The 25,308-nt window shown below is 72.7% G+C and carries 35 protein-coding genes and 5 pseudogenes; 17 read left to right on the top strand and 23 right to left on the bottom strand.

Translation table 11 applies throughout. The features are described 5' to 3' along the window. Positions 1-114: 114 nt before the first annotated feature. Positions 115-897 carry an SDR family NAD(P)-dependent oxidoreductase gene (locus DEJ15_RS05965; RefSeq protein WP_110823590.1) on the bottom strand — a complete coding sequence of 261 codons (783 nt, stop codon included), beginning with the start codon at positions 895-897 and terminating at the stop codon, positions 115-117. Between the two features lie 130 nt (positions 898-1,027). Between DEJ15_RS05965 and DEJ15_RS05960 the strand changes: the two genes are divergently transcribed. The 5 genes from DEJ15_RS05960 (at position 1,028) to DEJ15_RS05945 (ending at position 4,694) form a co-directional block, all read left to right on the top strand. Then, positions 1,028-1,504, top strand: coding sequence for a TetR/AcrR family transcriptional regulator (locus tag DEJ15_RS05960; protein WP_284175886.1), 477 nt, complete (start codon positions 1,028-1,030; stop codon positions 1,502-1,504). Beyond that, positions 1,441-1,599, top strand: a complete 159-nt coding sequence (locus DEJ15_RS05955) for an acyl-CoA-like ligand-binding transcription factor (RefSeq protein WP_284175885.1) — start codon at positions 1,441-1,443, stop codon at positions 1,597-1,599. The genes DEJ15_RS05960 and DEJ15_RS05955 overlap by 64 nt, the downstream gene beginning before the upstream one ends. Before the next feature lie 322 nt (positions 1,600-1,921). Beyond that, the gene (locus DEJ15_RS19400) at positions 1,922-2,881 is read left to right on the top strand and encodes an MFS transporter (protein ID WP_502866153.1); all 960 of its coding nucleotides are present in this window, start codon (positions 1,922-1,924) and stop codon (positions 2,879-2,881) included. Beyond that, positions 2,878-3,990 (top strand): hypothetical protein, encoded by a 1,113-nt coding sequence (locus tag DEJ15_RS19395; RefSeq protein WP_502866152.1) that lies wholly within the window; start codon positions 2,878-2,880, stop codon positions 3,988-3,990. The genes DEJ15_RS19400 and DEJ15_RS19395 overlap by 4 nt, the downstream gene beginning before the upstream one ends. Positions 3,991-4,328: 338 nt before the next feature. Next, complete coding sequence (locus DEJ15_RS05945) at positions 4,329-4,694, top strand: hypothetical protein (RefSeq protein WP_284175884.1); 366 nt, start codon at positions 4,329-4,331, stop codon at positions 4,692-4,694. Between the two features lie 92 nt (positions 4,695-4,786). Here the strand turns inward: DEJ15_RS05945 and DEJ15_RS05940 are convergent, their stop codons facing one another. The 10 genes from DEJ15_RS05940 to DEJ15_RS05895 all read right to left on the bottom strand — a co-directional run bounded on the left by DEJ15_RS05940 (position 4,787) and on the right by DEJ15_RS05895 (position 10,638). Then, positions 4,787-6,001, bottom strand: coding sequence for an AraC family transcriptional regulator (locus DEJ15_RS05940; RefSeq protein WP_284175883.1), 1,215 nt, complete (start codon positions 5,999-6,001; stop codon positions 4,787-4,789). Between the two features lie 79 nt (positions 6,002-6,080). After that, positions 6,081-6,341, bottom strand: a complete 261-nt coding sequence (locus DEJ15_RS05935) for a hypothetical protein (protein ID WP_110823585.1) — start codon at positions 6,339-6,341, stop codon at positions 6,081-6,083. 109 nt (positions 6,342-6,450) lie between these two features. Further along, positions 6,451-6,618: a hypothetical protein gene (locus tag DEJ15_RS05930; RefSeq protein WP_181419415.1), complete on the bottom strand. Its 168-nt coding sequence runs from the start codon at positions 6,616-6,618 to the stop codon at positions 6,451-6,453. A gap of 216 nt (positions 6,619-6,834) precedes the next feature. Continuing rightward, positions 6,835-7,800 carry an AraC family transcriptional regulator gene (locus DEJ15_RS05925; protein ID WP_110823583.1) on the bottom strand — a complete coding sequence of 322 codons (966 nt, stop codon included), beginning with the start codon at positions 7,798-7,800 and terminating at the stop codon, positions 6,835-6,837. A 113-nt stretch (positions 7,801-7,913) separates the two neighbouring features. Next, positions 7,914-8,183, bottom strand: coding sequence for a GlsB/YeaQ/YmgE family stress response membrane protein (locus DEJ15_RS05920; RefSeq protein ID WP_110823582.1), 270 nt, complete (start codon positions 8,181-8,183; stop codon positions 7,914-7,916). A 356-nt stretch (positions 8,184-8,539) separates the two neighbouring features. Beyond that, positions 8,540-9,103, bottom strand: coding sequence for a hypothetical protein (locus DEJ15_RS05915; RefSeq protein WP_110823581.1), 564 nt, complete (start codon positions 9,101-9,103; stop codon positions 8,540-8,542). Next, positions 9,100-9,675 carry a DUF6286 domain-containing protein gene (locus DEJ15_RS05910; protein WP_110823580.1) on the bottom strand — a complete coding sequence of 192 codons (576 nt, stop codon included), beginning with the start codon at positions 9,673-9,675 and terminating at the stop codon, positions 9,100-9,102. Before DEJ15_RS05910 ends, DEJ15_RS05915 begins: the two co-directional genes overlap by 4 nt. 11 nt (positions 9,676-9,686) lie before the next feature. Beyond that, positions 9,687-10,004, bottom strand: a complete 318-nt coding sequence (locus DEJ15_RS05905) for a hypothetical protein (RefSeq protein ID WP_110823579.1) — start codon at positions 10,002-10,004, stop codon at positions 9,687-9,689. Then, on the bottom strand, positions 10,001-10,192 hold the full coding sequence (locus DEJ15_RS05900) for a DUF2273 domain-containing protein (RefSeq protein ID WP_110823578.1): 192 nt from the start codon (positions 10,190-10,192) through the stop codon (positions 10,001-10,003). Before DEJ15_RS05900 ends, DEJ15_RS05905 begins: the two co-directional genes overlap by 4 nt. Beyond that, a complete protein-coding gene (locus DEJ15_RS05895; RefSeq protein WP_110823577.1) occupies positions 10,189-10,638 on the bottom strand; it encodes an Asp23/Gls24 family envelope stress response protein in 450 nt (149 codons plus the stop codon). The genes DEJ15_RS05900 and DEJ15_RS05895 overlap by 4 nt, the downstream gene beginning before the upstream one ends. 275 nt (positions 10,639-10,913) lie before the next feature. Here DEJ15_RS05895 and DEJ15_RS05890 point away from each other — a divergent pair, with 275 nt between their 5' ends. From DEJ15_RS05890 to DEJ15_RS05870, 5 genes and pseudogenes are all read left to right on the top strand, one after another. Continuing rightward, the gene (locus DEJ15_RS05890) at positions 10,914-11,546 is read left to right on the top strand and encodes an alpha/beta fold hydrolase (protein WP_284175882.1); all 633 of its coding nucleotides are present in this window, start codon (positions 10,914-10,916) and stop codon (positions 11,544-11,546) included. A gap of 288 nt (positions 11,547-11,834) precedes the next feature. Further along, positions 11,835-12,263 (top strand): hypothetical protein, encoded by a 429-nt coding sequence (locus tag DEJ15_RS05885; protein ID WP_284175881.1) that lies wholly within the window; start codon positions 11,835-11,837, stop codon positions 12,261-12,263. Then, the gene (locus DEJ15_RS05880) at positions 12,260-13,849 is read left to right on the top strand and encodes a GMC family oxidoreductase (RefSeq protein ID WP_110823973.1); all 1,590 of its coding nucleotides are present in this window, start codon (positions 12,260-12,262) and stop codon (positions 13,847-13,849) included. The genes DEJ15_RS05885 and DEJ15_RS05880 overlap by 4 nt, the downstream gene beginning before the upstream one ends. Before the next feature lie 110 nt (positions 13,850-13,959). Beyond that, positions 13,960-14,214: pseudogene (locus DEJ15_RS05875) on the top strand (DNA-formamidopyrimidine glycosylase family protein); the annotation flags it as partial. Positions 14,215-14,281: 67 nt separating this feature from the next. Continuing rightward, a complete protein-coding gene (locus tag DEJ15_RS05870) occupies positions 14,282-14,788 on the top strand; it encodes an Fpg/Nei family DNA glycosylase (RefSeq protein WP_284175880.1) in 507 nt (168 codons plus the stop codon). Positions 14,789-14,807: 19 nt separating this feature from the next. On the opposite strand, the gene DEJ15_RS05865 is transcribed toward DEJ15_RS05870, so the two are convergent. The 3 genes and pseudogenes from DEJ15_RS05865 to DEJ15_RS05855 form a co-directional block, all read right to left on the bottom strand. After that, entirely contained in the window at positions 14,808-15,236 is a 429-nt protein-coding gene (locus DEJ15_RS05865; protein WP_284175879.1) for a hypothetical protein, read from the bottom strand. Then, complete coding sequence (locus DEJ15_RS05860) at positions 15,196-16,167, bottom strand: family 43 glycosylhydrolase (RefSeq protein WP_284176302.1); 972 nt, start codon at positions 16,165-16,167, stop codon at positions 15,196-15,198. Before DEJ15_RS05860 ends, DEJ15_RS05865 begins: the two co-directional genes overlap by 41 nt. Before the next feature lie 101 nt (positions 16,168-16,268). After that, positions 16,269-16,541: pseudogene (locus tag DEJ15_RS05855) on the bottom strand (family 43 glycosylhydrolase); the annotation flags it as partial. A gap of 319 nt (positions 16,542-16,860) precedes the next feature. Between DEJ15_RS05855 and DEJ15_RS05850 the strand changes: the two are divergent. From DEJ15_RS05850 to DEJ15_RS05825, 7 genes are all read left to right on the top strand, one after another. Continuing rightward, positions 16,861-17,226 carry a DUF427 domain-containing protein gene (locus tag DEJ15_RS05850; RefSeq protein ID WP_502866189.1) on the top strand — a complete coding sequence of 122 codons (366 nt, stop codon included), beginning with the start codon at positions 16,861-16,863 and terminating at the stop codon, positions 17,224-17,226. Continuing rightward, on the top strand, positions 17,111-17,374 hold the full coding sequence (locus DEJ15_RS19390; protein WP_502866151.1) for a DUF427 domain-containing protein: 264 nt from the start codon (positions 17,111-17,113) through the stop codon (positions 17,372-17,374). Before DEJ15_RS05850 ends, DEJ15_RS19390 begins: the two co-directional genes overlap by 116 nt. Continuing rightward, complete coding sequence (locus tag DEJ15_RS05845) at positions 17,371-17,688, top strand: hypothetical protein (protein ID WP_146232782.1); 318 nt, start codon at positions 17,371-17,373, stop codon at positions 17,686-17,688. Before DEJ15_RS19390 ends, DEJ15_RS05845 begins: the two co-directional genes overlap by 4 nt. A 127-nt stretch (positions 17,689-17,815) precedes the next feature. After that, on the top strand, positions 17,816-18,397 hold the full coding sequence (locus DEJ15_RS05840) for a discoidin domain-containing protein (RefSeq protein ID WP_284175878.1): 582 nt from the start codon (positions 17,816-17,818) through the stop codon (positions 18,395-18,397). 2 nt (positions 18,398-18,399) lie between these two features. Beyond that, positions 18,400-19,533: a glycoside hydrolase family 2 TIM barrel-domain containing protein gene (locus DEJ15_RS05835; RefSeq protein WP_284175876.1), complete on the top strand. Its 1,134-nt coding sequence runs from the start codon at positions 18,400-18,402 to the stop codon at positions 19,531-19,533. A gap of 60 nt (positions 19,534-19,593) precedes the next feature. Next, the gene (locus DEJ15_RS05830; protein WP_284175874.1) at positions 19,594-19,974 is read left to right on the top strand and encodes a hypothetical protein; all 381 of its coding nucleotides are present in this window, start codon (positions 19,594-19,596) and stop codon (positions 19,972-19,974) included. Between the two features lie 9 nt (positions 19,975-19,983). Continuing rightward, positions 19,984-20,208, top strand: a complete 225-nt coding sequence (locus DEJ15_RS05825; RefSeq protein WP_220032676.1) for a cold-shock protein — start codon at positions 19,984-19,986, stop codon at positions 20,206-20,208. A gap of 231 nt (positions 20,209-20,439) precedes the next feature. Here the strand turns inward: DEJ15_RS05825 and DEJ15_RS05820 are convergent, their stop codons facing one another. The 9 genes and pseudogenes from DEJ15_RS05820 to DEJ15_RS05790 all read right to left on the bottom strand — a co-directional run bounded on the left by DEJ15_RS05820 (position 20,440) and on the right by DEJ15_RS05790 (position 25,293). Next, positions 20,440-20,814, bottom strand: coding sequence for a VOC family protein (locus DEJ15_RS05820; protein WP_110823569.1), 375 nt, complete (start codon positions 20,812-20,814; stop codon positions 20,440-20,442). A 98-nt stretch (positions 20,815-20,912) separates the two neighbouring features. Next, positions 20,913-21,608, bottom strand: coding sequence for a helix-turn-helix transcriptional regulator (locus tag DEJ15_RS05815; protein WP_110823568.1), 696 nt, complete (start codon positions 21,606-21,608; stop codon positions 20,913-20,915). A 192-nt stretch (positions 21,609-21,800) separates the two neighbouring features. After that, positions 21,801-22,223 carry an ATP-binding cassette domain-containing protein gene (locus DEJ15_RS05810; RefSeq protein ID WP_284175872.1) on the bottom strand — a complete coding sequence of 141 codons (423 nt, stop codon included), beginning with the start codon at positions 22,221-22,223 and terminating at the stop codon, positions 21,801-21,803. A gap of 116 nt (positions 22,224-22,339) precedes the next feature. Further along, a pseudogene (locus DEJ15_RS05805) lies at positions 22,340-22,417 on the bottom strand (peptide ABC transporter ATP-binding protein); the annotation flags it as partial. 169 nt (positions 22,418-22,586) lie between these two features. Further along, positions 22,587-22,796, bottom strand: coding sequence for an ABC transporter ATP-binding protein (locus tag DEJ15_RS17970; protein ID WP_349814823.1), 210 nt, complete (start codon positions 22,794-22,796; stop codon positions 22,587-22,589). A gap of 127 nt (positions 22,797-22,923) precedes the next feature. Beyond that, positions 22,924-23,019 (bottom strand): annotated as a pseudogene (locus DEJ15_RS17965) (ABC transporter ATP-binding protein); the annotation flags it as partial. 127 nt (positions 23,020-23,146) lie between these two features. Next, positions 23,147-23,401 (bottom strand): annotated as a pseudogene (locus DEJ15_RS17960) (ATP-binding cassette domain-containing protein); the annotation flags it as partial. 147 nt (positions 23,402-23,548) lie between these two features. Then, on the bottom strand, positions 23,549-24,334 hold the full coding sequence (locus DEJ15_RS05795) for an ABC transporter permease (RefSeq protein WP_284175871.1): 786 nt from the start codon (positions 24,332-24,334) through the stop codon (positions 23,549-23,551). Beyond that, on the bottom strand, positions 24,331-25,293 hold the full coding sequence (locus DEJ15_RS05790; protein WP_110823564.1) for an ABC transporter permease: 963 nt from the start codon (positions 25,291-25,293) through the stop codon (positions 24,331-24,333). The genes DEJ15_RS05795 and DEJ15_RS05790 overlap by 4 nt, the downstream gene beginning before the upstream one ends. Positions 25,294-25,308 lie beyond the last annotated feature (15 nt).

The following is a 25,308-nucleotide window of genomic DNA, read 5'->3' as shown; positions in this document are numbered from 1 at the left end:
GGAGGAACGGTATCCCGTTTTAGGACCGCACCCCAGACGGCGCGGGGCGGACGGGACGGACGGGAGGCCCGTGGCGGCGCCGCCACCGGGCCTCCCGTCCGTCGTGCGGCCGGTTCAGACGACCGACCAACCGCCGTCACTCGGCAGGACCGCTCCGTTGACGTTCGCGGAGTCGTCGCTGAGCAGCCAGGTGATGGCCGCCGCGAGCTGCTCCGGCTGCGCCACCGGCGGGATCGTGGTCTGCATGATCGGGCCGACCCGACGGGCGGCGTACTCGCTCCGCATCGGGGCCTCGATGTTCGTCGCGACCGCACCCGGCGCGACCGCGTTCGCGCGGATGCCCTGCGGCCCGTGGAAGAAGGCGACGCTCTTGGTGTACCCCGCGATGGCGTGCTTGGACGACGTGTACGCGGCGCCCGCGGCGGATGCCTTGAGCGCCGCCTCGGAGGCCACGTTCACGATGGCCCCACGGCCCGCGGCGATCATGAGCGGGAGCACGGCACGGGTGAGCCGCATCGGCCCGGTGACGTTGACGCTGAACACCCGCTCCCACGTGGCGTCGTCGACCTCGTCCGGCGGCAGGAACGCGTCCATGATCCCGGCGACGTTCGCGAGCCCGTCGACACGGTCGCCGGCGACGGCGAGCAGCGCCTCGATCGTCTCGGTGGCTGCGACGTCACCCACGACGGTCTCGACGTCGAGTCCGGCGCCGTCGACGAGCTCGCTGCGGAGCACGTCGAGCCGGTCGGCGACGACGTCGGTGGCGATCACCCGGCCGCCCTCGGTGGCGATGCGGAGGGCGGTCGCGCGGCCGATCCCGGAGCCCGCTCCGGTGACGATCACCGTCCGGCCGGCGAAACGGGCAGCGGACGCGGTGGCTGGTGCTGGGTCGGTCATGGTGTCTCCTCGTCGAGCAGCCGACGGGCGGATCCCACCGGCGACGGTCACCCGTCGGCACAGTTCTAGCACTCAGTGCCGGAAGTCACCAGTGTCCGGCGCCCGGACGACCGCGTGGCAGGATCGGCCCATGGCAGATCGGCCGACCGGGCGACCCCGCACGATCGACCCGGACCGGGTGTCGCTCGTCGCGCTCCGCCTGTTCGACGAGCGCGGGTACGACCTCGTCTCGATGGACGAGGTCGCCGCCGCTGCCGGGGTCAGCCGCCGCTCGCTCTTCCGGCTCTTCCCGACGAAGGCCTCGCTCGTCTGGGGTGGCCTCGACGAGTTCGCGGAGCGCCTCACCGCGGCCCTGGACGCCCGCCCCGCTGCCGAGCCCGCGCGCGCCGGCCTCCGCGCCGCCTACCGTACGGCCGCCACGTTCCCCGACGCCGTGGTCGAGACGACTCGGCACCGACTCCGGGTGATCCGGGCGAACCCGACCCTCGCCCGCGAGGCCCCCCCCGATTCCCCGGAGGCACCGAGGAGCACCTGGTCCGCTTCGTGGCCGAGCACGACGGGGTCCGGGCAGACGGGCTCGCGCCCGCGGTCACCGCAGCGGTCGTGATCGGGGCGGCGACGGCGGCACTCCGGTGGTGGGCCGAGCAGGACGACGGTCGCCCGGAGGACGTGGTCGACCGGGCGCTGCGCGACCTCTCCTGAGGAGACGTCCGCACCGTCCGCACCGTCCGCAAGGTCCGCGAGGTCCGCAAGGTCCGCAAGGTCCGCAAGGTCCGGGGGGGATGGTTGCGTGTTGGAACTATCGGGTGTAACTTTGCATCGTCTGCAAGGTTTCACGGCGCGCAGCAGCCCTCGCGATCCGTCCGGATCCCGGCCTCCGCCCGACCTCGCCACCGCCCGACGACGCGTCCGCCGCCCGGGCACATCGATGAAGAAGGACCCCCCATTGTCAACAGCCACCGCAGCGACCTCGGTGCAGGACAGGCACGCCACGACCGCTGGCGCGCCCGGCCAGCAACCCCTGATGACCCACCGTCAGATCCTGCTCGTCATCTACGGCCTCATGGCGGGCATGTTCCTGTCCTCGCTCGGACAGACCGTCTTCGGCACCGCGATCCGCACGATCGGTGACGACCTGCACGGGCTCGACCAGCAGGCCTGGGTCACGACGGCGTACCTCATCACGTCGACGATCGCGACGCCGATCTACGGCAAGCTCTCGGACGTCTTCGGCCGTCGTCCGCTCTACATCTTCGGCATCGTGGTGTTCATCCTCGGCGCCGTGCTCTCGTCGATGTCCACCTCGATGCTCATGCTCGCGGCCTTCCGCGCCGTGCAGGGCATCGGTGCCGGTGCACTCATGTCCCTGCCGCTGGCGATCATGGGCGACATCCTCGCCCCGCGTGAGCGCGCCAAGTACCAGGGCTACTTCCTCGCCGTGTTCGGCATCTCCTCGGTCATCGGCCCGCTCATCGGCGGTCTGCTCGCCGGCGCGTCCGAGATCCTCTTCATCACCGGCTGGCGCTGGGTGCTCCTCATCAACGTGCCGATCGGCATCGCCGCGCTCGTCATGGTGATCGTCTTCCTGCACCTGCCGAAAGTGCACGACACGAAGGACAAGCCGGTCGTGGACTGGTGGGGCGCGACCGCGGTCATCGTCACCCTCGTCCCGCTGCTCCTCGTCGCCGAACAGGGCCGCACCTGGGGCTGGGGGGTCGGCGGCCGCGATCGCCTGCTACGTCATCGGCGCGGTCGGCCTCGTCGCACTGCTGCTCATCGAGTCGAAGATGGGCGACGCGGCGATCATCCCGCTGAAGCTCTTCCGCTCGGGCACGTTCTCGATGGCGACCGTCATCGGCTTCCTCGTCGGGTTCGCGATGTTCGGCGCGATGCTGACCATCCCGCTCTACCTGCAGATCGTCGTCGGCCTCACCCCGACCGAGTCCGGGTTCGCCACGCTCCCCCCTCGTCGGCGGCCTCATGATCGCCTCGATCGTCTCCGGTCAGATCGTCGCCCGCGTCGGCCGGTACCGGGTCTTCCCGGTGATCGGCACCGCGCTCGTCTCCGCCGGGTACGTCGTCCTGACCTTCATGACGATCGACAAGCCGCTCTGGTTCCTGATGATCGGCATGTTCCTCATCGGGCTCGGACTCGGTTCGGTCATGCAGTCCCTGACGCTCGCGTCGCAGGGATCGGTCGAGGCGCGGGACATGGGCGTCGCCACCAGCTCGGCGACCTTCTTCCGCCAGATCGGCGGCACGCTCGGCACCGCCGTGCTCCTGTCGATCCTGTTCTCGGTGATGCCGACGAACATCGTCCACGCGACGGCCGACAAGGCCGACCTGACGTCCGCACTCGACGCCGCACTCGACCCGCGGGTCGCCAGCGCGAAGGCGAACCAGGGCGTCATGGACCAGATCTGGGACCCGATCGTCGACCCGGTCCAGGACAGCATCGGCTCGGGCCTGGCGCGCGCCACCACCGCCGCGAAGCAGGCCGCCGACCAGGCCGTCACCGAGCAGGTCACCACCGCCGTCCAGGCGCAGGTCGCCGCCGGCACGCTCCCCGCAGCGGCCGCCGAGACCGTCATCGCACAGCAGGTCTCCGACGCCACCCCGCAGGCGGAGGCCACCGCGCTCGCGACGGCAGCCGACAAGGCGCACGCCAGCGTCGTGGACGGCAAGCTCGCGGTCGACTGGGAGGACGCCGGACAGCGCACCTACTGGGTCGACCAGGTCGTCCCCGACCTCGCGAAGCAGATCGAGAAGGGCGCGCACGACGACTCGAGCGCATCGGCCACCAACGACACCTCGTTCCTGACCGGCGCCGACGCCCGCCTGACCCGCCCGTTCATGGCCGGCTTCAACGCCTCGTCCGTCGCGATCTACTGGGTCGGACTCGGTGTGATCCTGCTCGCGTTCGTGCTCACCTGGTTCTTCAAGGTGCCGCCGCTGCGGCAGCGCTCGGCCCTGCAGGAGCAGGCGGACATGTCCGCGCAGGCACAGCTCGAGACCGACGCCGGTCTCGCCGCTGCCGAGGCCGGCTCGTTCACCGGTCCGATGACCGGCTCCACCCCGACCCAGCGTCGGTGACCACCCGGGCCGCCCGTCCGCTCGCCGTCCCCTCGGCTGCGCGCGGGCGGCCCGTCCTCGTCTCTCCCACCCCGGAGGTCCTCCCGTGACCACCACGGCAGCACCCGCACACCCCGACGGCACCGAGCCGTGCACGCTCCGCGAGCGCAAGAAGCAGCAGACGCGCCAGGCGATCCACGACGCCGCCCTGACGCGCGTCACCGAGCAGGGGCTCGACGGCGTCACCGTCGAACAGATCTGCGCGGACGCCGACGTCTCCCCCCCGGACGTTCTTCAACTACTTCTCGTCGAAGGCGCACGCCGCGATCGGGCTCGACACCGTCGAGGTCCCCGACGTCGTGCGGGACCGGTTCGCAGCCGCGGACGGCCGGCTCGTCGACGACGTCTGCACCCTCGTCGCGGACACCGTCCCGCTCGCCGCCGACCGCGCCCGCGCGAAGGAGCTCCTCGTCCGTCGCCCCGAGATGACCTCGATGGTGATGCGCTGGATGGCCGAGTCCCGTCAGGCCCTCATCGCCGCGGTCACCACCCGGACGGACGAGGACACCGCCCGCACGGCGGTCGCCCTCGTCATGTCGGCGCTGTCCGAGGCCGCCCACCGCTTCACCGTGCAGTCCCAGGCGGACCTGGCCGTCCGCCTCCGCGCCGTCGTCGCCGAGATGGTCGCGCTCGCAACCGCTGCGCCCGCCACGACCGAACGCTGACGCGCGGCGTCGTCGGGACGCCGGACGGGAGGCCCACCCGGCCCCGCGCCTCCCGGCCCGTCAGCCCGTCAGCCCGTCAGCCCGTCAGCCCGTCAGGAGCGTCGCTCCGGCCAGCCTCCGCGACGGCGACGGTCGCGGAGCTCACGGAGGAAGGCGCTGGGCGTCGTGCCCCGCTCCTCCCGGAAGAGCTGCTGCAGGCGTCGCGGCCGGAGGCCGGCCGCCGCCGCGATGTCGGCCACCGAGCACGCCCCGTCCAGGTGCGCCTCGATGTAGTCGACCGCCCGCCGGATCCGCCACGACGACCCGCCGTCGGGGCGCTGCGACGTCGACGCACGCAGCGTCGCCGAGGGGTCCTCGCCGAACCGCGCGCGGTAGGCGACGGCGAACCGGCTCGGGTTCGTGAACCGCCAGGTCCGGGCCACCTCGAGCACGCTGTTCGGCGACGCACCGCGGAGGAGCTCCCGCCGGACCTCGTCCAGGCGGTGGTCGCGCAGGAACCCGTTCGGCGTGACGCCGAGGGTGCGGGCGAACACCTCCTGCAGGCCGCGCTCGCTGAGTCCGGCTGCGGCCGCGATGGCCGGGACGGAGGGGCGGTCGCGTGCGTGCTCCTCGATGAACGCGATGGCGTCCCGGATCCGGCTCGCGGTCGGGACGTCGTCGCCACGGTCCCGCACGGGGAAGGTGTCGAGCACGACCGTGGCGAGCCGGCGGTTCAGGGCCGTCCGCATCGCGCCGCGCACCCGGTCGTCCATGAGCGTCGGGCTGACCTCACGGAGCAGACGCCGGAGCGGCCCGTACCGCGCGATGCGTTCGTCCTGCTGGTCGAACAGCACCGGCCCCGAGGGCATCCGGTAGCCGAGCTCGGCCGCGGTCCGGCGCAGGAACGCGTCCGAGATGTGCACGCCGTTGTAGACCGTGCCCTCGGAGGCGAAGCGGTACGCCTCGGACGCAGAGGCGATGTAGGGCGTCCCCGGCTCGATCACCCGGGACCGGTCCGCGAAGTGCATCTCGAGGCGGCCCTGCTGGAGCCAGAACAGCACGTGGTCGTCCCGCGGACCGATCACGCCACCACGACGGCCGCCGTGCGCGTTCATCGTGCGGAGCGTCAGGTCGGCGTCGCCGATCAGCGAGTACTCGTACCGCGTGCCCTCGGTCGCGAACGCGTCCGTGACCGTCGCGGTCGCCCCGACGAGGTCCCGACCGGAGTACTCGGACCGGAAGATCGCCGTGTAGTCCGCTCCCCCCGGCGTCCGTGAACCGCTGTCGGCGGAACCCGTTGTCGTCGTCGATCGGTGGCACCGCGACATCATCCCATCCGGGGAACGCGGACCGTGACCGTCGTCCGCGGAGGGCCGGTCCGGGCGGCGCCGGTCCGGGCGCGACCCGTCAGCTCCGGAAGAGCGGCGCCCAGAACGCGTCCGGCCCGTCCTGCTGCACGGCCTCGCCGTCGAACCGGAACCCGTAGCCGCCGACGAAGTCCGCGGCGGCTGCGAGTTCGTCGACCCCGTCGTCCTGCGTGTGGTCGAAGAGGTGCACGCCGTGCCCCATCGGGACGCCGCTGTCGCTCACGATGGTGAGGTCCCAGCGGCCCTCCTCGGCGCGTTCGATGCGGACGACGGCGGCCTGGTCGGCGGTGAAGTCGGACATGACGCCGAGCCTACGCACGCGCGCCGGGTGCGGCGCCGGGAGCACGCGCGCCGGGAGCACGCGCGCCGGGCGGCGCCGGGAGCGGGCGGTGCCCCGGCGGCGTCCCGGGTCAGACGCCGGTGAAGAAGTCGGCGTAGGTGGGTTCGGCGGGCGTCGACCCGGACGTCCGGCGCGAGACCATCGCGTCGATCTCGTCGGGGTGGCTCAGACCGCGGCGGTGCCACTCGTCGGGCTGGCGGCGGAGGTCGTGGAGGGAGGGACGGATGCGCTCGTTCACGGTGCGCTCTTCCTGCTGGTGCGCTGGTCCCGAGGGGTTCGGAGGCGCACGGACCAGCATCCCGCGTCCGCCCGGCCGGACCAACCGCCGGGCACCCGCGAGTACGCCGTCCGGACACGGTGTCCGCTGTGCGCATCGCCGAGGCCCTGCGGGTCCGCGCGTGCTCGGGACGGGTCCCCTCGCCCTGCCCGGGTCGGCCGCTCCCGAACCGGTCGGTCAGACGCCGGGACGACGGCGGAGCGTTGCCGACGGCGGCTCGCCGAACGTGGCCGCGTAGGTGCCGGAGAACCGTCCGAGGTGCCCGACACCCCACCCGAGGGCGACCTGCGCGACGGTGGTGGTGCTCGCATCGGCGGCGGCGAGCTCCGCACGCACCCGGTGCAGGCGGACCTGTCGCAGGAAGTGCATCGGCGAGGCACCGGTGTGCCGTCGGAAGGAGGCCTGCAGGGACCGCACCGCCACCCCGGCCGCCTCGCTGACGTCGGTGATGGTGATCGGCCGCCGGGCGTTCGCGACCATCCACTCCTGGGCGGTCCGCATCGTCGCGGGTCCGCCGTCCAGGAGCCGGGAGGGTGGGACCGGCACGGCGTCGAACGCGAGCACGACCGCCTCGGCGACCGCCGTGTCGAGCGCGGCCCGGCGGTCGCGGGCCGTCATCGGGTCGAGCAGGGCACCGGCGGCCCGGGACACCACGGCCTTGAGCCGTCGGAGGGCTTCCGGGTCCGGCTGTCGCGCGAACTGCAGCGGGGCCGGCAGGTCGCCCTGTCGTGCGGCGGCGACGGACTCCAGGAAAGTGCGGTCGAACCGGATGACGTGCTGCGCGGTCGGCACGGCATCGAAGGCGAACGCCCGCCCGGCGGGGTAAATGACCGGCACGCCGGGCTGCATCTCGACAGGGTCCGACGAAGCCGTGTCGAGCCGGATGCCCGGCGCGGACGCCCAGGCCAGGACGTAGTCGTCCCCGGGCTCGATCGTGCCCCAGCGACGCGCCGCCACCGAGGACGTCCCGACGGTCACCGCGTCGTCCCCGACGAGGCGGTAGCGCCACGAGAACCCCTCGGCGGCGGCCCGCCCGATGGAGATGTCCCGGCTCGAGTAGACGCGCTCGTAGAACGCGACCGCCTCGTCGACGGCGGAACCGCGGCGGTCGATGTGCACCAGGGGTTGTTCGACGGAGTCCATGCACCTCCAGGATGCCGACGACCTCCGACATCGCGCCCGTGACACAGAAGAGCCCCGCACCAGGAGGTGCGGGGCTCGTCGTGGTGCCGGCGATGTGCCGGGCTCCGGCAGGGTCAGGCGCGGGAACGGCGGCGACCGGTGATCGCACCCCAGATGACGAGGACGATCAGCGCGCCGAGGATCGCGATGATCCAGGACTGGATGCTGAAGAAGCCGTCGTAGCCCACGTCGAAGATGAGGCCACCGAGCCAGCCACCGATGAGGGCGCCGATGACACCGAGCACGAGCGTGGCGAGCCAGCCGCCGCCCTGACGACCGGGGAGGATCAGCTTGGCGATGGCGCCGGCGATGAGGCCGAGGAGGATGAAGCCGAGGAAGCTCATGGGAGTGCCTTTCGAGACTGGCACCGCGAGGTGCCGTTGTGGTGCAGGGGTGTCACCCGGAGGGCGACGGAGCGGTCGAGATCGACGCTCCCGGGACCGGAGGGTGCCGGTCAGATGGTGTCGAGCAGGCCGTCACGCGACTGCTCCGCGAACAGAGCCGTCATGTCGATGGCCTCGGTCGGGGTGTCCCCGTCGACGAAGGTGGAACTCGAGGGTGTCGAGTGCATCAGACCGGTCCTTCCGTGGTGGTGCGTGTACCGCTCCACCATGCTCCCCGTTCAGTAGTTAGGCACACTACACAGTCGGTGATGCGTTATCCGGAGCATGTGCAGGACCCAGGAGGTCCGTACGGGCCGTCAGACGACGCGCTGGACCTTCGAGACGGCGGGTCGTGTGCCTCCGGAGAGGTGCACCAGGACCGGCAGCTGCCGGCCGAGGGTGCGGTCGAGGGTGTCGACCGCCGCGTCCACGGCCTCGAGGACCGTCACGGCGTCCCCGCCACGGCGGACCGCGACGCGGAGCCGTGCAGCGCGGTGCTTCCGCACCGTGTAGACGTCGACCTTCGAGGAGACGACGTCGCGCACGCCGGCCAGCTCGTGGTCGATGACGTCACGGACGAGGGCGACGTTCACCGTGACCTCGTCGTCACCGACCGACTCGCGGACGGCGATCGCGGTGCCGCCCCGCCCGCGGGTGAGGACCCAGACGAGCGCGAGCACGACCACGACGAGGCAGGCCGCCGCCACGACCCACAGCGAGGCCGCGGGGACCTCGACGCGGTCGGGGATGGTCACGTACGGCCGCAGTGCGTCCCGGACGGCGGGCAGGACTCCGGCACCCATCGCGAGTCCGACGACGACCGAGACGAGGCCGAGCACGAACAGGATCACCCGGTTGATGGTGCGGTTGCTCGATGTCATGACAGGGAGCCCTTCTCGCTGACGCGGACGGTGACGTGGCGGCCGAACCGCTCGTCGAGCTGTCCGAGCCGTTCAGCGACAGCGTGCTCGACGGCTGTGGAGTCCACCGGGATGCCGGACATCGGTACCACGGACACCTCGGTGCGGAGGCCGCGGGCACTCGCGGTGGTGTGCCCGTCGGGGACACCCGCGGCACGACCGGCGGCGTTCCGGGCGGTCGAGGCGACGATCGACGAGTCGATGACGACGGCGCCGCGGTCGTGCGCCACGACCGATCGGTGCTGGCGGCCGGGCTTGAGTGCCAGGACCACGAGGACGATCCCCGCGACGAGGAGCACCGCGGCGATGACCTCGATCATCGTCACGAAGGCCGCGTCCGGTGCGAGTGCGGCGTCGACCGCCGTCTGCGGGTCGGCCAGGAGCGGCGGCGCTCCGATCGCACGGAGCACCGACTCGGTGCCGATCCACGCCGCGACCAGCACGAGCACCACCAGCGCCACGGACACGGCGGTCGACCGGGACCGGTACACGCTCCGGCGACGGAGCCGACGTTCGACGGGATTGTTGCTCATGGCGTCCTCTCCTACCGGACCCGGACGTCGCGCTCGCGCACGATCCCGGTCAACTCGATGCGGGCCGCGCCGACCCGACGACCGGTGAGGGCGCTCACGCGGCTCCGGATCTCAGCGGCGGCGGACGTGGTGCGCTCGACGAGGTCCGTGCCAGCGGCGATCGGGCCGGTGATGTCCATGGCCAGTGCCCCGGAGGCGTCGCCGAGGTCCACCCGCACCCGCTTCGTGGGTGCCCCGAGCCGCTCGGCGGCGACGGCGCGCGCACACGAGGTGAGGGCACGGGTGGTGATCTCGACGCGGCCCGGCACCGTGCGCGGGCCGTCCGTCACCGGGAGCTCCGGCGTCCGGTCAGCACGTCGGTCAGCGCGGCTCGGTCGACGCGTCCGGTTGCGAGTGCCGCGACGAGCGCACCCAGGGCGGCGAACACGGCGACGAGGACGAAGCCCCAGAAGCCGAACTGCAGTGCTGCGACTGCCAGGAGGGCGCCGATCAGGGCGCCGGTCAGTGTGGCGCTCATGCGACGCGCGGCTCCTTCTTGTCCTCGTCCTCGTCGTCGTCACCGGGGATGAAGACGTCCTGGATCGTGACGTTGACCTCGGCGACCTCCATGCCGACGATCTCCTCGAGCGCGCGGGAGACCGCGGAACGCACGTCCTCGGCGACCTGCTGCAGGGGCACCGGGTACTCGGCGACGATGGTGATGTCGGCGGCGACCTGCTTCTCGCCGACCTCGACCTTGACGCCCTGGCTGAGGTCACGCTGCCCGATCGCACCGCGGATGGCACCGATGGCGCGGGCGGCTCCGTTGCCGAGCGAGTGCACGCCGGGGACGTCGCGGGCTGCGATGCCGACGACCTTCGCGACGACGGTGTCGTCGACGACGGTCTTCCCGGTGGACGTGGACGTGAGCGCCGAGCTGCCCGTCGACGTGGTCGCAACGGTGGTCGTGGTGGTGTCGGTCATGGTGTCTCCTTCCGATGGCCCGCCGGACGTTCCCAACGGGTGCTGTTCACGGATGAGACGGGCTGGGGAGGACGTTCGTCACGGAAGCCGCGCGACTTCCAGGTCGGTCCCAGGATCGGCCGGTCCACACGCATCGACCTGTACCCCGACGGTCGCATGCTTCCGATTGCGGCTCAGCCGATGCGCGGAGTGGCACCGATCGAGACCGAGGGTCGTACCCGCTCGGGGTACACGGCGCTGTGGACACCGGCTCCCCCCGACGGTAGGAACGACCCATGACGGCGACCGCGTTCTGCCTCCACGCCCTCGGGTCGAGTTCCGAGGAGTTCGCCGCGTTGCGGACCCGCCTGCACGGCACCCTCGACCTCGTCGGCATCGACCTGCCCGGCTTCGGCACGAGTCCGGCCGCGAGCGGCACCACCGTCGAGGAGATGGCCGTGCTCGTCGAGCGTGCGATCGGGACCAGCGGCGCCACCGAGTGGGCGCTGATCGGGCACTCGATGGGCGGCAAGGTCGCCGCGGTCGTCGCCGGCCGCACGATGAGCGGCGCGAACGGCCTGTTCGGACTGCGGGCGGTCGTGCTCCTGGCGGCGTCGCCCCTCTCCCCCCGAGCCGATGGACGAGGGACGTCGGCAGACCATGCTCGACTGGGCCGCCGACCACGAGATCGGGCCGGACGAGGCCGCCGCGTTCGTGGACGCGAACACCGCGGGCCAGCTGCCCCCCGCACGAGTCCGCGATGGCCGTGCACGACGTGCAGCGGGCCGATCCGGCAGCCTGGAGGGCGTGGCTGCTGCGCGGCAGTCGCGAGGACTGGTCCGACACGATCGCGCCGAGTCCGGTGCCGGCCCTCGTGCTCGCCGGCGCGGACGACGGTGACCTCGGCCCCGACGCCCAACGTCGACTGACCCTCCCGCACTGGACCCGGGGCGAGTTCGACGTCGTGCCGGACGCCGCGCACCTCCTGCCCTGGGAACAGCCGGACGCGGTCGCCGACCGGATCCGGTCGTTCTGGACCCGACGCGTCGACCACGGGCCGACCGTCCCGACCGACTCCGCCCGTGTCGTCGCATCGCCGCGGGTGAGCGCCCGGACCCGCGGGGTGCTCGCGGAGCGCGCGCTCCCCCGACGACCCGGCGGCGGAACCACGTGCACTGACCCCGCAGCAGCTCGACACCCTGCGCGCCGTCGCCCGGGTGGTCGTGCCGCAGGCCGCGGACCGGGCGATCGACCTCGCGCTGCGCGTCGACGCCCAGCTCGCCGCCGGGGCAGGTGACGGCTGGCGGACCGAGGGCATGCCCGCCGATCCGGACGCGTACCGGGCGGCACTCGACGTCCTCGCCCCGGAGGCCGCGGTGTCCGACGAGCACCTCGCCGAGGTCCTCGACGCCGTGGACGAGGGCACGTACTCGCCCGCCGGTGGGGTCCTCGACGCCGGGCAGTTGCGGGCGTGGTCCGAGGACGCCGGGGTCGACCTCGTCAAGCAGTGGCTCGCCCACCCCGCGACGATGGGCGCGATCGACTACGACGGCTTCGCCAACGGCGGGGACGGCGTGCGCAAGCAGGGCTTCCAGCTGCTGGGAGCCGGACAACGCGAAGCATGGGAACCGGGAGCGACACGATGAGACTCGACCACCAGCGCCGGTACGGCGAGGACGAGGTCGTCGACGTGGTCGTCGTCGGCACCGGTGCGGGCGGCGCACCGCTCCTCGCGAGCCTGGCCCGTGCCGGCCTGCGGGCCGTCGCGCTCGAGGCCGGCCGGAACACCGAGCCCGGCGACCACCTGCCCGACGAGGTCGAGGCACCGGCGGACATCAACTGGATGGAGGAGCGGATCAGCGGCGGCGGTGCCCCGACCGCCTTCGGTCCGAACAACAGCGGCACCGGTGTCGGCGGGTCGACGCTGCACTGGGGTGCCTTCACACCGCGGCCGAGCGCGCACGACCTGCACCTGCGGTCGGACACCGGCGAGGGCGTGGACTGGCCGGTCGACCACGCCGAGCTCGTCCGCTACATCGAGCAGGTCGAGCACGACGTGGGAGTCGCCGGCCCCGAGCACTACCCGTGGGACCCCGCACGTCGGTACGCGATGCGCCCGCCGGGCCGGAACGCCTCGTCGGACATGATGATGCGCGGCACCGCAGCCGTCGGGATCACCGCGACGGACGCCCCCGTCGCGCTCACCACCGAGGACCGGCACCAGGAGCACCACGGCCTCCGCCACGCCTGCGTCTCGTGCGGCTCCTGCCACCAGGGCTGCCGGAACGGCGCGAAGGTCTCGATGGACACGACGTACCTGCCGGCCGCCGTCGCCTTCGGTGCGGAGATCCGCGCCGAAGCGCTCGTGCACGGCATCGAGCTCGACGCCCGGGGCGAGGTCGAGGCCGTCGTCTACCGGCAGCACGGTCGCGAACACCGTCAGCGCACCCGTGCCCTCGTCCTGGCGGCCGGCGGGGTCGAGACGCCCCGCCTGCTCCTGCACACCGGGATCGCGAACAGCAGCGGTCAGGTCGGCCGGAACTTCACCGCGCACGGTGCCACGCAGGTCTGGGCCCGGTTCGACGAGTCGATGCGGTCCTACCGCGGCTACCCGTCCTCGATCATCACCGAGGACTTCGTCCGCCCGGCCGACGCCGACTTCGCCGGTGGGTACCTGATCCAGAGCCTCGGCGTGCAGCCGCTGACGTTCGCCACGTCGCTCGTGCGCGGGGGCGGGCTCCGCGGCGCGGCCCTGGTGCGGGCGATGCGGGACTACCCGCACATGGCCGGTGTCGGCATCAACGCCGAGTGCCTGCCGTACGACGACAACCGACTCGTCCTCGGCGACGAGGTCGACGAGCACGGGATCCGGAAGGCGACGATCACGTTCACGCCCGGCTCGAACGAGGAGGCCATCCGGCGCCACGCCGTCCGCACCATGACCGCGATCATCGAGGCCGCGGGCGGGCAGGACGTCCGCGTGCTCGAGCGCACCGCGCACACGATCGGCACCGCCCGGATGGGCACCGACCCCGGCGCGTCGGTGGTCGACGCGGCCGGTCGGTCGTGGGACGTCCCGAACCTCTGGATCGCGGACAACTCGGTCTTCCCGAGCGCGGTGATCGCGAACCCCGCGCTCACGATCATGGCGCTGTCCCTCCGGACGGCCGACCGCATGCTCCGCGCGGACGCTGCCGACGACCGCGCGGAGGGGCTGGTCGCCGCCGCCTGAGCGGTCCGGCCCACCACCCGTCGGACGGGAGGCCCGTGGCCAGGTCTCCCCGTGCCTCCCGTCCGGGCCCCGGCAGCGGGCGTGTCGGTGGGCGGTCGTAGCGTCGGCGCATGCCCGAGGGTGACTCCGTCCACCGGCTCGCCGCCCGCCTGCGGCAGGTCGACGGGGCGCGCGTCGTCAGCGGCGAGCTGCGTGGCGGCGGGGCCGCGGGTCGACGTCTCGCCGGGCGTCGGGTCCTCGCGCACGCGACGCACGGCAAGCACCTGCTCACCCGGTTCGACGACGGGACGACCCTGCACACCCACATGCGCATGCAGGGCTCGTGGACCGTCACGTCCCCGGGTCGCCGGCTGCCTCCGACCGTGGCGCAGCGGGCTCGCGTGCGTCTCGGGCTCGAGGACGGCCGGGTCGTCTGGGGCATCGACCTCCCCCGTGGTGGACCTGGTCGACACCGTGGACGAGCACGCGGTGGTCGGGCACCTCGGGCCGGACCTGCTGCACGAGGACTTCGACGCGGCCGAGGCCGTCCGGCGCCTGACCGCCGAGCCGGACGCCACCGTCCGGAGCGTCCTGCTCGACCAGCGACGGGTGGCCGGACTCGGCAACCTCTGGGTGAACGAACTCGGCTTCGTCCGCGGCCTGCACCCCGACCGGCCCGTCGGGGACGTCGACGCCGATGCCCTGGTCGCGACGGCCCGGCGGATGCTGCACCACTCGGCGACCGTGCCGGAGGCGTACCAAGTCACCACGGGTCTGCTCCGACGGGGCGAACGGCACTGGGTGGTCGGCCGAGCCGGGCGGCGGTGTCTGCGCTGCGGCACGACGGTGGCCGCCCGGGACGACGTGGAGGTCGTCGGCTCGCCGGCCCGACGGCTCTGGTGGTGCCCGCGGTGTCAGCCGCCACCGAGCCCGTCCGGCCGACGACCCGCCGACCCCTGACCGCTCCTCCTCGTGCGCCCTACCGCGTCGACCGGACGGTGCTCACCCGCAGGTGCTCGAACGTGCTCGTCGATCCGGCACCACCGAGCGAGATGAGCCCGATGCGCGGCGTCGACCCGAGGTCGGCCGTCCAGGTGCCACCCCGCGCAAAGTGGCGGCCGTCGATGCTCGTGTACGCCGTGTAGCGGTGCTCCCCGTCGACGACGCGGTGCACGATCCGGAGCGTGGTGGCGTCCCCGACCGGCCCGACGACCATGTTGCCGTAGCTCGGCGCACCGTCCGGCTGACCGCTGACCTGCTTGCCGAACTCGGTCTGCCGGGTGTTGAAGATGGAGTTCGACACCAGTCGGACGTAGTTCCCGTCGTCGCCGTACACGACGAGTCCGCCCTGCCGGTAGTTGAAGGAGTCACCGGTCGCCGGGGTGTCCATCCGCACCCGGGTCTCCACGACGTAGTCCTCGGCGGGTGCCGCTTCGGTCAGCACCGAGGCGAGCGGCGTCTGCGGCGGGTGCAGGTCGGCGTCCTGGGTCTGCCAGCGGAAGGCGCCGCCGGAGACCCCGTACGTGGCACTGTCCGGCTGCCGGGTCCACGTGAGCGTCGGCGGCAGCGCGGTGCCGTCGAACCCGGTGGACAGTGACCGGATCGTCCGCGCCGGGACGTCGACCGGGGCGAGGCGCGGCCGGTACGCGGAGCGCTGCCCGGGCTGTGCCGCCGGGGCGGGCTCCACGGAGTCGGAGGGTCCTGCTCCCCCCGCGCACCACGGGCCAGCCGCCGACCCAGTCGATCGGGTCGATGAGCGCCGGGCGCTTCGTGTACCCGGTCTGCCCGGCGTAGTACGGGTCGGTCCGGTCGACCGCGTGGTAGATCATCCAGTCCTGATCGGCGAAGTCGGTGACGACCGTGTTGTGGCCGGTGCCCACCCAGCGGTTGCCGTTCTGCGCGAGGAGGGGCGAGCCTCCCACCCGGGTGTCCGTGATCGCGACGCCGTCGCGGTCGCGGAACGGCCCGAGCGGGCTCTTCGAGCGGGCGACGAAGACGCCGTACCCGGTGAGCGATCCGTTGCAGCAGTTCGTCGCGGAGCCCATGTAGTACCACCAGCCGCCGTGCCGCATCAGGTACGACCCCTCGTACCGGTTGTCGATCGCGATCTGGCGTTCGGTCTCCGGACGCGAACGCAGGCCGTCGGCCGTGAGCTGCCGCACGTGCACGCCGCCGAAGTAGCTGCCGAAGTACAGGTAGGTCCGGCCGGAGTCGGTGATGACCTCGGGGTCGAACGACCACCGGAAGCCGTCACCGTTCGGCGCGGTCTGCGGCGCGACGACGGGTCCGCCGGAGTCCGTCCACGGTCCGGTCGGGCTGCTGCTCGTCGCGACCCCGATCGCGGACCCGCCGCCGGTCGGACCGGTCGCCGAGGGGGGTGTCCGACGCCGTGTAGTACAGGAACCAGGTCCCCGGCTTCCCCCCGCGATCCAGCGCGGTACACGACGTCCGGGGCCCAGATGCCGTTCGCCTCGCCGACCCAGGCCGGCTTCGTGTCGAAGGCGTCGCCGACGTACGTCCAGTTCGTCAGGTCCGTCGACCGGTACGTCGGGACACTGTGCTGCACGAGTGCGCCGTCCGGGGTCGTCTCCGTCTCCGAGGTCGCGTCGGTCGTGCAGTACAGGTACCAGTTCCGGTCGCGCCCGACCCCGTGCAGGGCGGTCGGGTCGGCGCAGCTCGCGGCCGTCTCGCCGTCCGGGAGGCGCAGGGCCATCGGGTTCTGGTGCGTCGCCGCCGGGGCGTGGTGGCGGGCGGTGGCGGGTGGTGCGGGAGCGGCGGGTGGAGCGGCGGTCGCGGGCCCGGCCAGGGCCTGGGCCCCGACGATGGTCACGGCCGCGAGGGTGATCGCGATGGTTCGGCGCACGGGACAGCCTCTCGTCGTTGAGGAGGTGGTGTGCCCGCGAGCGTAGCCCTGCCACGGTCCTGTGGCCAGGGGGTGCGTCGCCGTCGCCCCCCGCGTCCCGGACGGGAGGCCCGGTGCCAGCTGGTGACGCGCCTCCAGTCCGGCGACCACCGGCGGGTACAACGGGAGCATGACGCGACGCAGCCCCGGCCACCCCGTTCCCGTGCAGCCCGGACCCGGTCAGGAGTCGGTCTGGGAGTACCCGCGGCCACCGCGCGTCGAGCGCACCGGCGCCCGTGTCGTCGTGCGCCTGGGCGGGCAGGTCATCGCCGACACCACGGCGGCCCTCCGCGTCCTCGAGACGAGCCACCCGCCGGTCTACTACCTGCCGATCGCGGACTTCGCCCCCCGGCGCGCTCGTGCCGACGAGTGGCTCGAGCATGTGCGAGTTCAAGGGCAGTGCGACGTACTTCGACGTGCACGGCGGCGACGAGGTCGTGCCGCGGGGTGCCTGGACGTACCGGTCCCCGTGGCAGGGGTACGGCGAGCTGCGTGACCACGTCGCCGTCTACCCGTCGCGGATGGACTCGTGCGAGGTCGCCGGCGAACGCGTGCAGGCGCAGGCGGGCGACTTCTACGGCGGCTGGATCACCGCGGACATCGTCGGGCCGTTCAAGGGCGAACCCGGGACGCTCGGGTGGTGACACCGGCTCCGTCGCCCTCGGGCACCACCCGCCGCCGGGTCGAACTCCGACTGCGCAAGCCCTGGTTCGCCTGGGGCGCGCGACCGACCGTCACCGTCGACGGCGTCGGGCACCCCGCGCAGTGGGGCTCCGGCACCTGGGTGCTGCCGGACGAGGGCGTCGTCGAGTTCGGCGTGTACTGCATCAACCGGGGTTGGCGGTTCGGCGCGGCCGCGGTGCGGGTCGATGCCGCCACGGCGACCGGCGGCCGGATCGACTACCGCGCCGGGGTGGTGCCGATCGGGCCGGGGAGGCTCGAGGTCGTCCGGAGCTGAGGCGTCGGCGCGGACGGTGCCGCTCGCGCAGGTCCCCTTCCGGCCCCTCGGACTGGGGCGACTCCGAGCCGTTGACCGGTGACGTCGACGCTCCGTAGCGTTGCCCGGACACGACCGGAGGATCTCGATGCGCGCCGTCAGCAGCACCGTCACCACGACCGTCCGACTGGCCGCGGCGGTGCTCGCGGTCGTCCTGCTCGCCGCCCTGCTCGTGGCGCTGCGGACACCGGCCGCCAGCGCCGCACCGTCCGTCCTGTCGACCGGGCGGCCGGCCGTCGCGTCGTCGACCGACTCGAGTTCGCGGTCGGCCGCGAAGGCGGTGGACGGGAACACCGCGACACGGTGGGCGAGTGCGCGGACCGACGCGCAGTGGTTGCGCGTCGACCTGGGCCGCACGGCGACGATCTCGAGCATCACCCTGCGGTGGGAGGTCGCGTACGCGAAGGCCTACAAGCTGCAGGTGTCGGCCGACGCGAAGACCTGGACCACCGTCTCGAACGTGACCGCCGGCAAGGGCGGGGTCGTCCGGAAGGCCGTGTCCGGGACGGGCCGGTACGTCCGGATGCTCGGCGTGCAGCGCGGCACCGTCCACGGCTACTCGCTGTGGGAGTTCCAGGTGACGGGGACCCCGGTGACGCCGACCACGCCGGCACCGTCCCCAGCCGCGGGGGGTGCGGGTCACCGGCTCGCAGGGGGAAGTGGCAGCTGACCGTGGACGGCAAGCCCTGGCTCGTCAAGGGCGTGACGTACGGTCCCCCGGCCGCCGAGGCGTCGTCGTACATGGCGGACATCGCCGGCATGGGCGTGAACACGGTCCGGACGTGGGGCACCGACGCGTCCTCCCGTCAGCTGTTCGACGCCGCCCAGGCACACGGCATCCGCGTCGTCGCCGGCCTCTGGTTGAACCAGGACGTCGACTACGTGAACGACTCCGCGTACAAGTCGAACACGCTCGCGAGCATCACGAAGACCGTCACGAGCTACCGCGACCACCGCGGACTCCTCATGTGGGACGTCGGCAACGAGGTCATGCTCGGCCAGGGCGAGGCGCAGCGCGTCGCCTACGCAAAGTACGTCGAACAGGTCGCGAAGGCGATCCATGCCGCGGACCCGGCGCACCCCGTGACGTCGACCGACGCGACGACCGAGGCCTGGGACTTCTACCGGCAGTACACCCCGAGCCTCGACCTCTACGCGGTGAACACCTACGGCGGCATCGGCTGGGTGCAGCAGAAGTGGCGGGACGGCGGCTACACGAAGCCGTACCTGGTCACCGAGACCGGGCCGGCCGGGTCGTGGGAGGTCCCCGCGGACGCGAACGGTGTCCCGCAGCAGCCGAGCGACACCACAGCAGCGCGCTCGTACACCGACGCGTGGAAGGCCGTGACCGCCGCTCCCGGGGTCGCCCTCGGCGCCACGATGTTCCACTACGGCGTGGAGGACGACGAGCAGGGCGTCTGGCTGAACCTCCGCACCGGCGGCCTCAAGCGCCTGTCGTACTACGCGGTGCAGCAGGCCTACGGCGGGCCGGTGACCGGCAACCGGCCGCCCGTCATCCAGCGCATCGCCGCCTCGCCCTCGACGGGTGTCGCACCCGGGTCGACGGTGACCGTGACCGCTCCGGCGGTCGACCCGGACGGCGACAACCTGACCTACCGGGTGTCGGTGACGAGCCGGTGGATCGACGGCAACGGGGCGCTCCGGCCGACGCCGGTGACGACCACGGGCGACGGGACGCTGCGCATCACGGCACCGACGACTGCCGGCAACTGGAAGCTCGCGGTGTACGCGATGGACGGGCACGGCAACGCGGGCATCGAGACCGTGACGGTGCGGGTGCGCTGAGCCTGGGCAGGCGGGAGGACGTCGGCGGCTGGACAGTCGATCGAACGGTTCATCCTGCCGATGCCGTGCAGGATGGTGGACGTGCAGGCGAACATCGCGAGGGTGACGATCGACGGCCGGGAACAGGATCGCGACGCCGACCTCGATCACCATCAACGGTTCGAGGTCGAGACGGACGCCGGACACCACTACGTCGTGACGCGCGACGGGTCTCCGAGCGGCTCACCGTCGGAGTGGGACGTGACTCGAGCGGACGGGAGTCCCGTGGGTCACGTGCACGGGTCTGGGTGGGCCGGGGCGGGCGACCGGGCCTACCGCTACAAGCGGACTGGTGCCTGGTTCTCCGGGGGGACAGCAGCACGACCTGTGGAACGCGGTGCAGTCGCTCCTGGAGTGACCGCACCGATCCAGGATCGACTGTCGAACGACGTCGCGCGGTAGCGTGCGCTGGTGCAGATCGTCGATGGCGTGTGTGTCTGGTGGAGTGACGAGGACGGGTGGGGCGCTCTCCGTTCGGCCGAGGTCGAGTCGGAGGTGTTCGCGCACTTCGCAGACGTGGACATGACCGGCTACCACACGCTTCGAGCTGGACAGCGTGTCCGGTTCGAGGTGGAGCCCTACCCGCGAGGGCAGGACGGCTACTTCTTCCGCGCTCACAACGTCACGATCATCTGACAGCCAGCCACCGCTCAGTCCGTGAAGCAGCTCCCGATCGGGGGGTCGTCTCGATCGGGAGCGGTGCGGTAGTCGAACGGTGGCCGAAACGAGCGATGTAGCTACCGGCCGGTGCAACAGGCACGCGTCATGAGAACCCATTGATCGAGGGCGCACGTCAGAACGACCGTCTGGTTGCGTTCCGTCAGTCGCACGAAGGTTCCCTCACTGCGGTTGCCTGCACCTCTGCGCCTAGTCGGTGGTCGGCCTGCTGAACAGGTTGACGACGTTGCCGTCGGGATCACGGACCAGTGCGGAGCGGTTGCCCCAGGGCATCGTGGTCGGTTCGAGGACGACGTCCTCGCTCGTGGGCCCGAGCTCGGCGAAAGCGCCGTCGACGTCAGCGACTTCGAACTCGATGAACACCGATCGGTTCGTCGCAGGAGTGAGAGCGCCGCTGAGCACGGCGACGGTCGCGGTGCTCGCGATCGCGAGGCTCGCGCCGGGGCCGACGAACTGCGCGAAGACCGGGGCGGGGCGCTCGGCCTGCTGGCCGGTGACCCGCTCGTAGAACGCGACGAGACCGTCGAGGTCGTCGGTGACGATGCGGATGGATGCGAACGACATGGGGCTCCTTCAGAGGCGCTGGTGAGGTTGGAGCATCAGCATCACGGGTCGTCGCGACACCGTCCTGTCGGTGTTCCGCGGAAGACGTCGGCTGCCGATCAGTCGTCGACGACCGAGCGGAGTCCTCCGTACTGGATCGCGAGGTCCTCAGCGCGGAGCGCCCGCGTCGGGGGCCGCTCGTCGGTGACGCGGACCGAGAGCATGCGGTCTCCACGGAACGCCCGCACGCCGTCGCGCAGCCGGCACCAGGCGATCAGGTACCACTGCCCGTCCTTCTCGATCGACCCCAACGGTTCGACGTCACGCACGGACTCCGCACCGCCGGCGTCCTGGTAGCGCAGCTGCACGACGCGATCCGCACGGAGCGCCTCGGCGAACTCGGTCGGCACGACCGCGTCGTCCTCGCTCTCCAGGAAGTGCATCCGGGATGCGAAGGCGGTGGCACGTGCGGCGTCCCGGTCCGGCATGACCGCGAGCATCTTCCGGGCGGCGGTCTGTGCGGCCTGCCGGAACGGGCTGTGGCGGAGCGAGCCGAGCCCGATCAGCACCGCGAGGGCTTCGTCCAGCGTGAACCCCGCCGGGCCGAGCGTTGCTGACGCGTCGATGACGTACCCACCGGTCCGGCCGGGCTCCGCCCAGATCGGCAGGCCCGACTGCTGCAACGCAGCGAGGTCCCGCTCGATCGTCCGCACGGACACCTCGAAGCGTTCTGCGAGACGACGCGCGCTCCGCGGACGCGGCGACACGGCCCGCAGTTCTTCCACGAGGCCGTAGAGACGATCGGTCCGGTTCACCGACCCATCATCCGACACATCGCATCTGCCGCGCGTCGCACGACCACACCGTTCTGGTGAGCAGGTCTCCACCCGGCTGGACGCACGGCGGCCGGGCGCTGCACGTCGCCCGCGACGGCAGCGCGGAGTCGGGAGATCGCCGACCACTGCCCGACACGTCGGCGGTGCTCGTCGACGCCCGGGCACACTGCCTCAGCGCGGCAGCCGCGGCACCGCGTCGAGCAGCGCCCGCGTGTAGTCCGACCGCGGCGACGCCAGGACCGCACCCGTGTCGCCCTGCTCCTCGACCCGACCGCCGCGGAGGACCACGGTCGCCGCGCAGAGGCGTGCGACCACCGCGAGGTCGTGCGAGACGAGCACGATCGTCATGCCGTGCTCCTCGGCGAGCCGCTCGAACAGCTCGAGGACGGCGACCCGGGTCGTCAGGTCGAGCGCGCTCACCGGCTCGTCGGCCACCAGCACCCGGGGACCGGACACCACGGCGCGGGCGATCGCGATGCGCTGCCGCTGTCCGCCCGAGAACTCGTGCGGGTACCGACGACCGGCATCGGCACCGAGCCCGACGTCCCGCAGCGCGGCGGCGACACGGTCGGACGCCTCCGACCCGGACGCCACCCCGAGGGAACGCAGCGGCTCCCCCCACGATGCGGTCGATGCGTTGGCGGGGGGTCGAGCGACGAGTACGGGTCCTGGAACACCGGCTGCACGGCGGTGCGGAACCGACGGAGTGCGGCCCGGTCGCCGAGGTCGAGGGGCGCGCCGTCGAACGACACGGAGCCGCTGTCCGGCGCCGCGAGCCCGAGGAGCATCCGGAGCACGGTGGTCTTGCCAGCGCCGGACTCCCCCCACGATGCCGAGGTGCTCACCGGGCTGCACGGCGAACGAGACGCCGTCGAGCGCCAGGCCCGTGCCCCCCCGTGCGGCGCGTGCCACGGCCGGGGTACCGGAACGTCACGTCCGACAGCTCGAGCAGCGCGGTCATCGCGCACCTCCGCGTCGGCCGGCGTCGAGGGCGTCATGCAGCGTCCGGGCACTGCCGACGAGCCGCTGCGTGTACGGGTGGGTGGGTGCGGCGATGACGTCCCGGACGGGTCCCTGCTCGACGGCACGACCGTGTTCGAGCACGAGCACCCGGTCCACGGTCCGTGCGACCACCGGCAGGTCGTGGCTGATGAACAGCAGCCCCATCCCCCCGCTCGGTCACGGCGCGGTCGAGGAGGTCGAGCACCTGCGCCTGCACCGTGACGTCGAGCGCCGTGGTCGGCTCGTCCGCGATGAGGACCCGCGGCCGGCACGCGAGTGCCATCGCGATGGCGACGCGCTGCCGCTGACCGCCGGACAGCTCCCACGGGAACGACCCGGCGACGCGCTCCGGATCGGCGAGGGCGACGTCGGCGATCGCCTCGCGCACCGCGGCGCGCAGGGCCTCCCCCGCGGAGTCCGCGGTGCCGCCGGAGCGGCTCGGCGATCTGGTCGCCGGCGCGCATGAGCGGGTCGAGGGCGGTCATCGGCTCCTGGAAGACGGGGGCGACGATCGAACCGCGGACGTCGCGCAGGCTGCGCTCGCGTGCGCCGATGACCTCGACGTCACCGACGCGGACCGAGCCGGTGGCGGTCAGCCCCGTCGGCAGCAACCCCATGACCGCGAGCGCGGTGAGCGACTTGCCGCTGCCGGACTCACCGACGATGCCGAGGCGGTCGCCGACGTCCACGGAGAACGAGACGCCGTCGACGAGCGGGGTGCCGTCAGCGGTGGTGATGCGGAGGTCGGTGACCTCGATGGCGGACGTCATGCGGGCCTCCCGTCCGGGTCGTCGGTGGCGGACGCGACCGGTCCGATGGCGGTGCCGACGCCGTCACCGGCGACCGGCGCACCGGCCGGGAGGCCCGGGGCGGCACCGCGCGCGGCTCGCCGTCCGCGACGGGTCGGGTCCGCGACGTCACGGAGCCCGTCCGCCAGCAGGTTCGCACCGATGACGAGGACGACGAGCGCGAGGCCCGGCGCGAGGACGCCGGCGGGTGCCTCGAACGCGGTCTGTTGGGCGTCCTGGAGCATCCGCCCCCCAGGACGCGTTCGGCGGCGGCGCACCGAGGCCCAGGTACGACAGGCTCGCCTCGGCGAGGACCGCGAGCCCGAACTGCAGCGCGAGGTTGACCGCGAGGGTCGGCCAGATGTTCGGGAGCACGTGCTGGGTGACGATCCGCGGCCAGGTCGTGCCGGAGGTCCGCGCCGCGGTGACGTAGTCATGGCGGAGCACCCGTCGGGCCAGGATCCGGACGAGCCGGGCGACGACGGCGGCCATGACGAGGCCGATGGCGACGATCGCGGTCCCGAGCGACGCACCGCGCGCAGCGACGAGCAGCATCGCGACGAGCAGCGTCGGGAAGGCGATCACGATGTCGAGCACGGCGGAGAGCGTGTCGTCGAGCCAGGGCCGGGCGAAGGCCGCGGCCAGCCCGATGGCGGTGCCGAGGACACCACCGACCAGGACGGCGCCGAGGCCGGTCGCGAGCGCGATGCGGGCGCCGATGAGGAGCTGCGTCGCGAGGTCACGCCCGAGCGTGTCGGTGCCGAGCCAGTGCGCGGCTCCCGGCGGGGTGAGTCGGCCGCCCGAGGTGTCGTAGAGCGAGTACGGCAGCCAGACGAGCGAGACGACCGCGGCGACGACGACCAGACCGACGAGCACGATGCCCGTGGTCAGGGACACCGACCGGCGGGCGCTCATCGGTTCCCCGAGACGCTCGTGCGCAGGCGCGGGTCGACGATGCGCTGCACGACGTCGGCGACGAAGCCGATGACGAGCACCGCGACGGTGGAGACGAGCAGGACGCCCTGGATGCTCGGGTAATCGTGCTGCTCGATGCCGGTGATGAGCATGCTGCCGAGGCCGGGCAGGGCGAAGACACTCTCGACGACGACCGCGCCGAGGAAGGTCGACGCGAGTTCGATGCCGAGCACCGCGATCACCGGGACGACCGCCGACCGGACGCCGTGCCGGAGGAACGCCGAGGCGGTCGACGCGCCGAGTGCCCGAGCCGTGCGGATGTGGTCGGCACCGAGGACGTCGAGCACAGCGCTCCGCACGTACCGGGCGATCGAGGCCGTCATCACGACCGCGACGGTGATGATCGGCAGCGCGAGGGACTCCAGCGCGTCGCCCGGGTACGTCCAGTCGTCACGCGGGAAGCCGCTCGACGGCAGCAGACCCCACTGCAGCGACACCACCTGCACGAGCAGGATGCCGATCCAGAACACCGGGACCGCGATGCCGAGCTGCGTCACCCCGGAGAGCAGCACGCCGTACCAGCGGTCGGCACGGGCAGCGGCGACGAACCCGACGACGCAGGCCACGACGACGGCGATGCCGAACGCGATGAGGGTGAGCGGCACGGTGACGACCAGGCGCTGGGCGAGGTCGGGTAGCACCGGGAGCCCGCTCGTGAACGACGTGCCGAGGTCGAGGTGCAGCATCTGGCCGATCCACTGCACGAACTGCTGCGCCAGCGGGAGGTCGGAGCCGACCTCCCGCCGGGCCGCCGCGATCTGGTCCGGCGTCGCGTTCGCGGCGAGGAGCGCGTTGGCCGGGTCGCCGGGCAGGATCCGCAGGAGCGCGAACACCACCACCAGGGCGACCGCGAGCGAGAGCACGAGGATGCCGAGGCGGCGGAGGACGTACGCGGTCATGCGGGGGGTGCGGAT

This window comes from Curtobacterium sp. MCJR17_043 (assembly GCF_003224315.2).
Classification (GTDB): domain Bacteria; phylum Actinomycetota; class Actinomycetes; order Actinomycetales; family Microbacteriaceae; genus Curtobacterium.
This window is presented reverse-complemented; position numbering and strand designations above follow the sequence as displayed.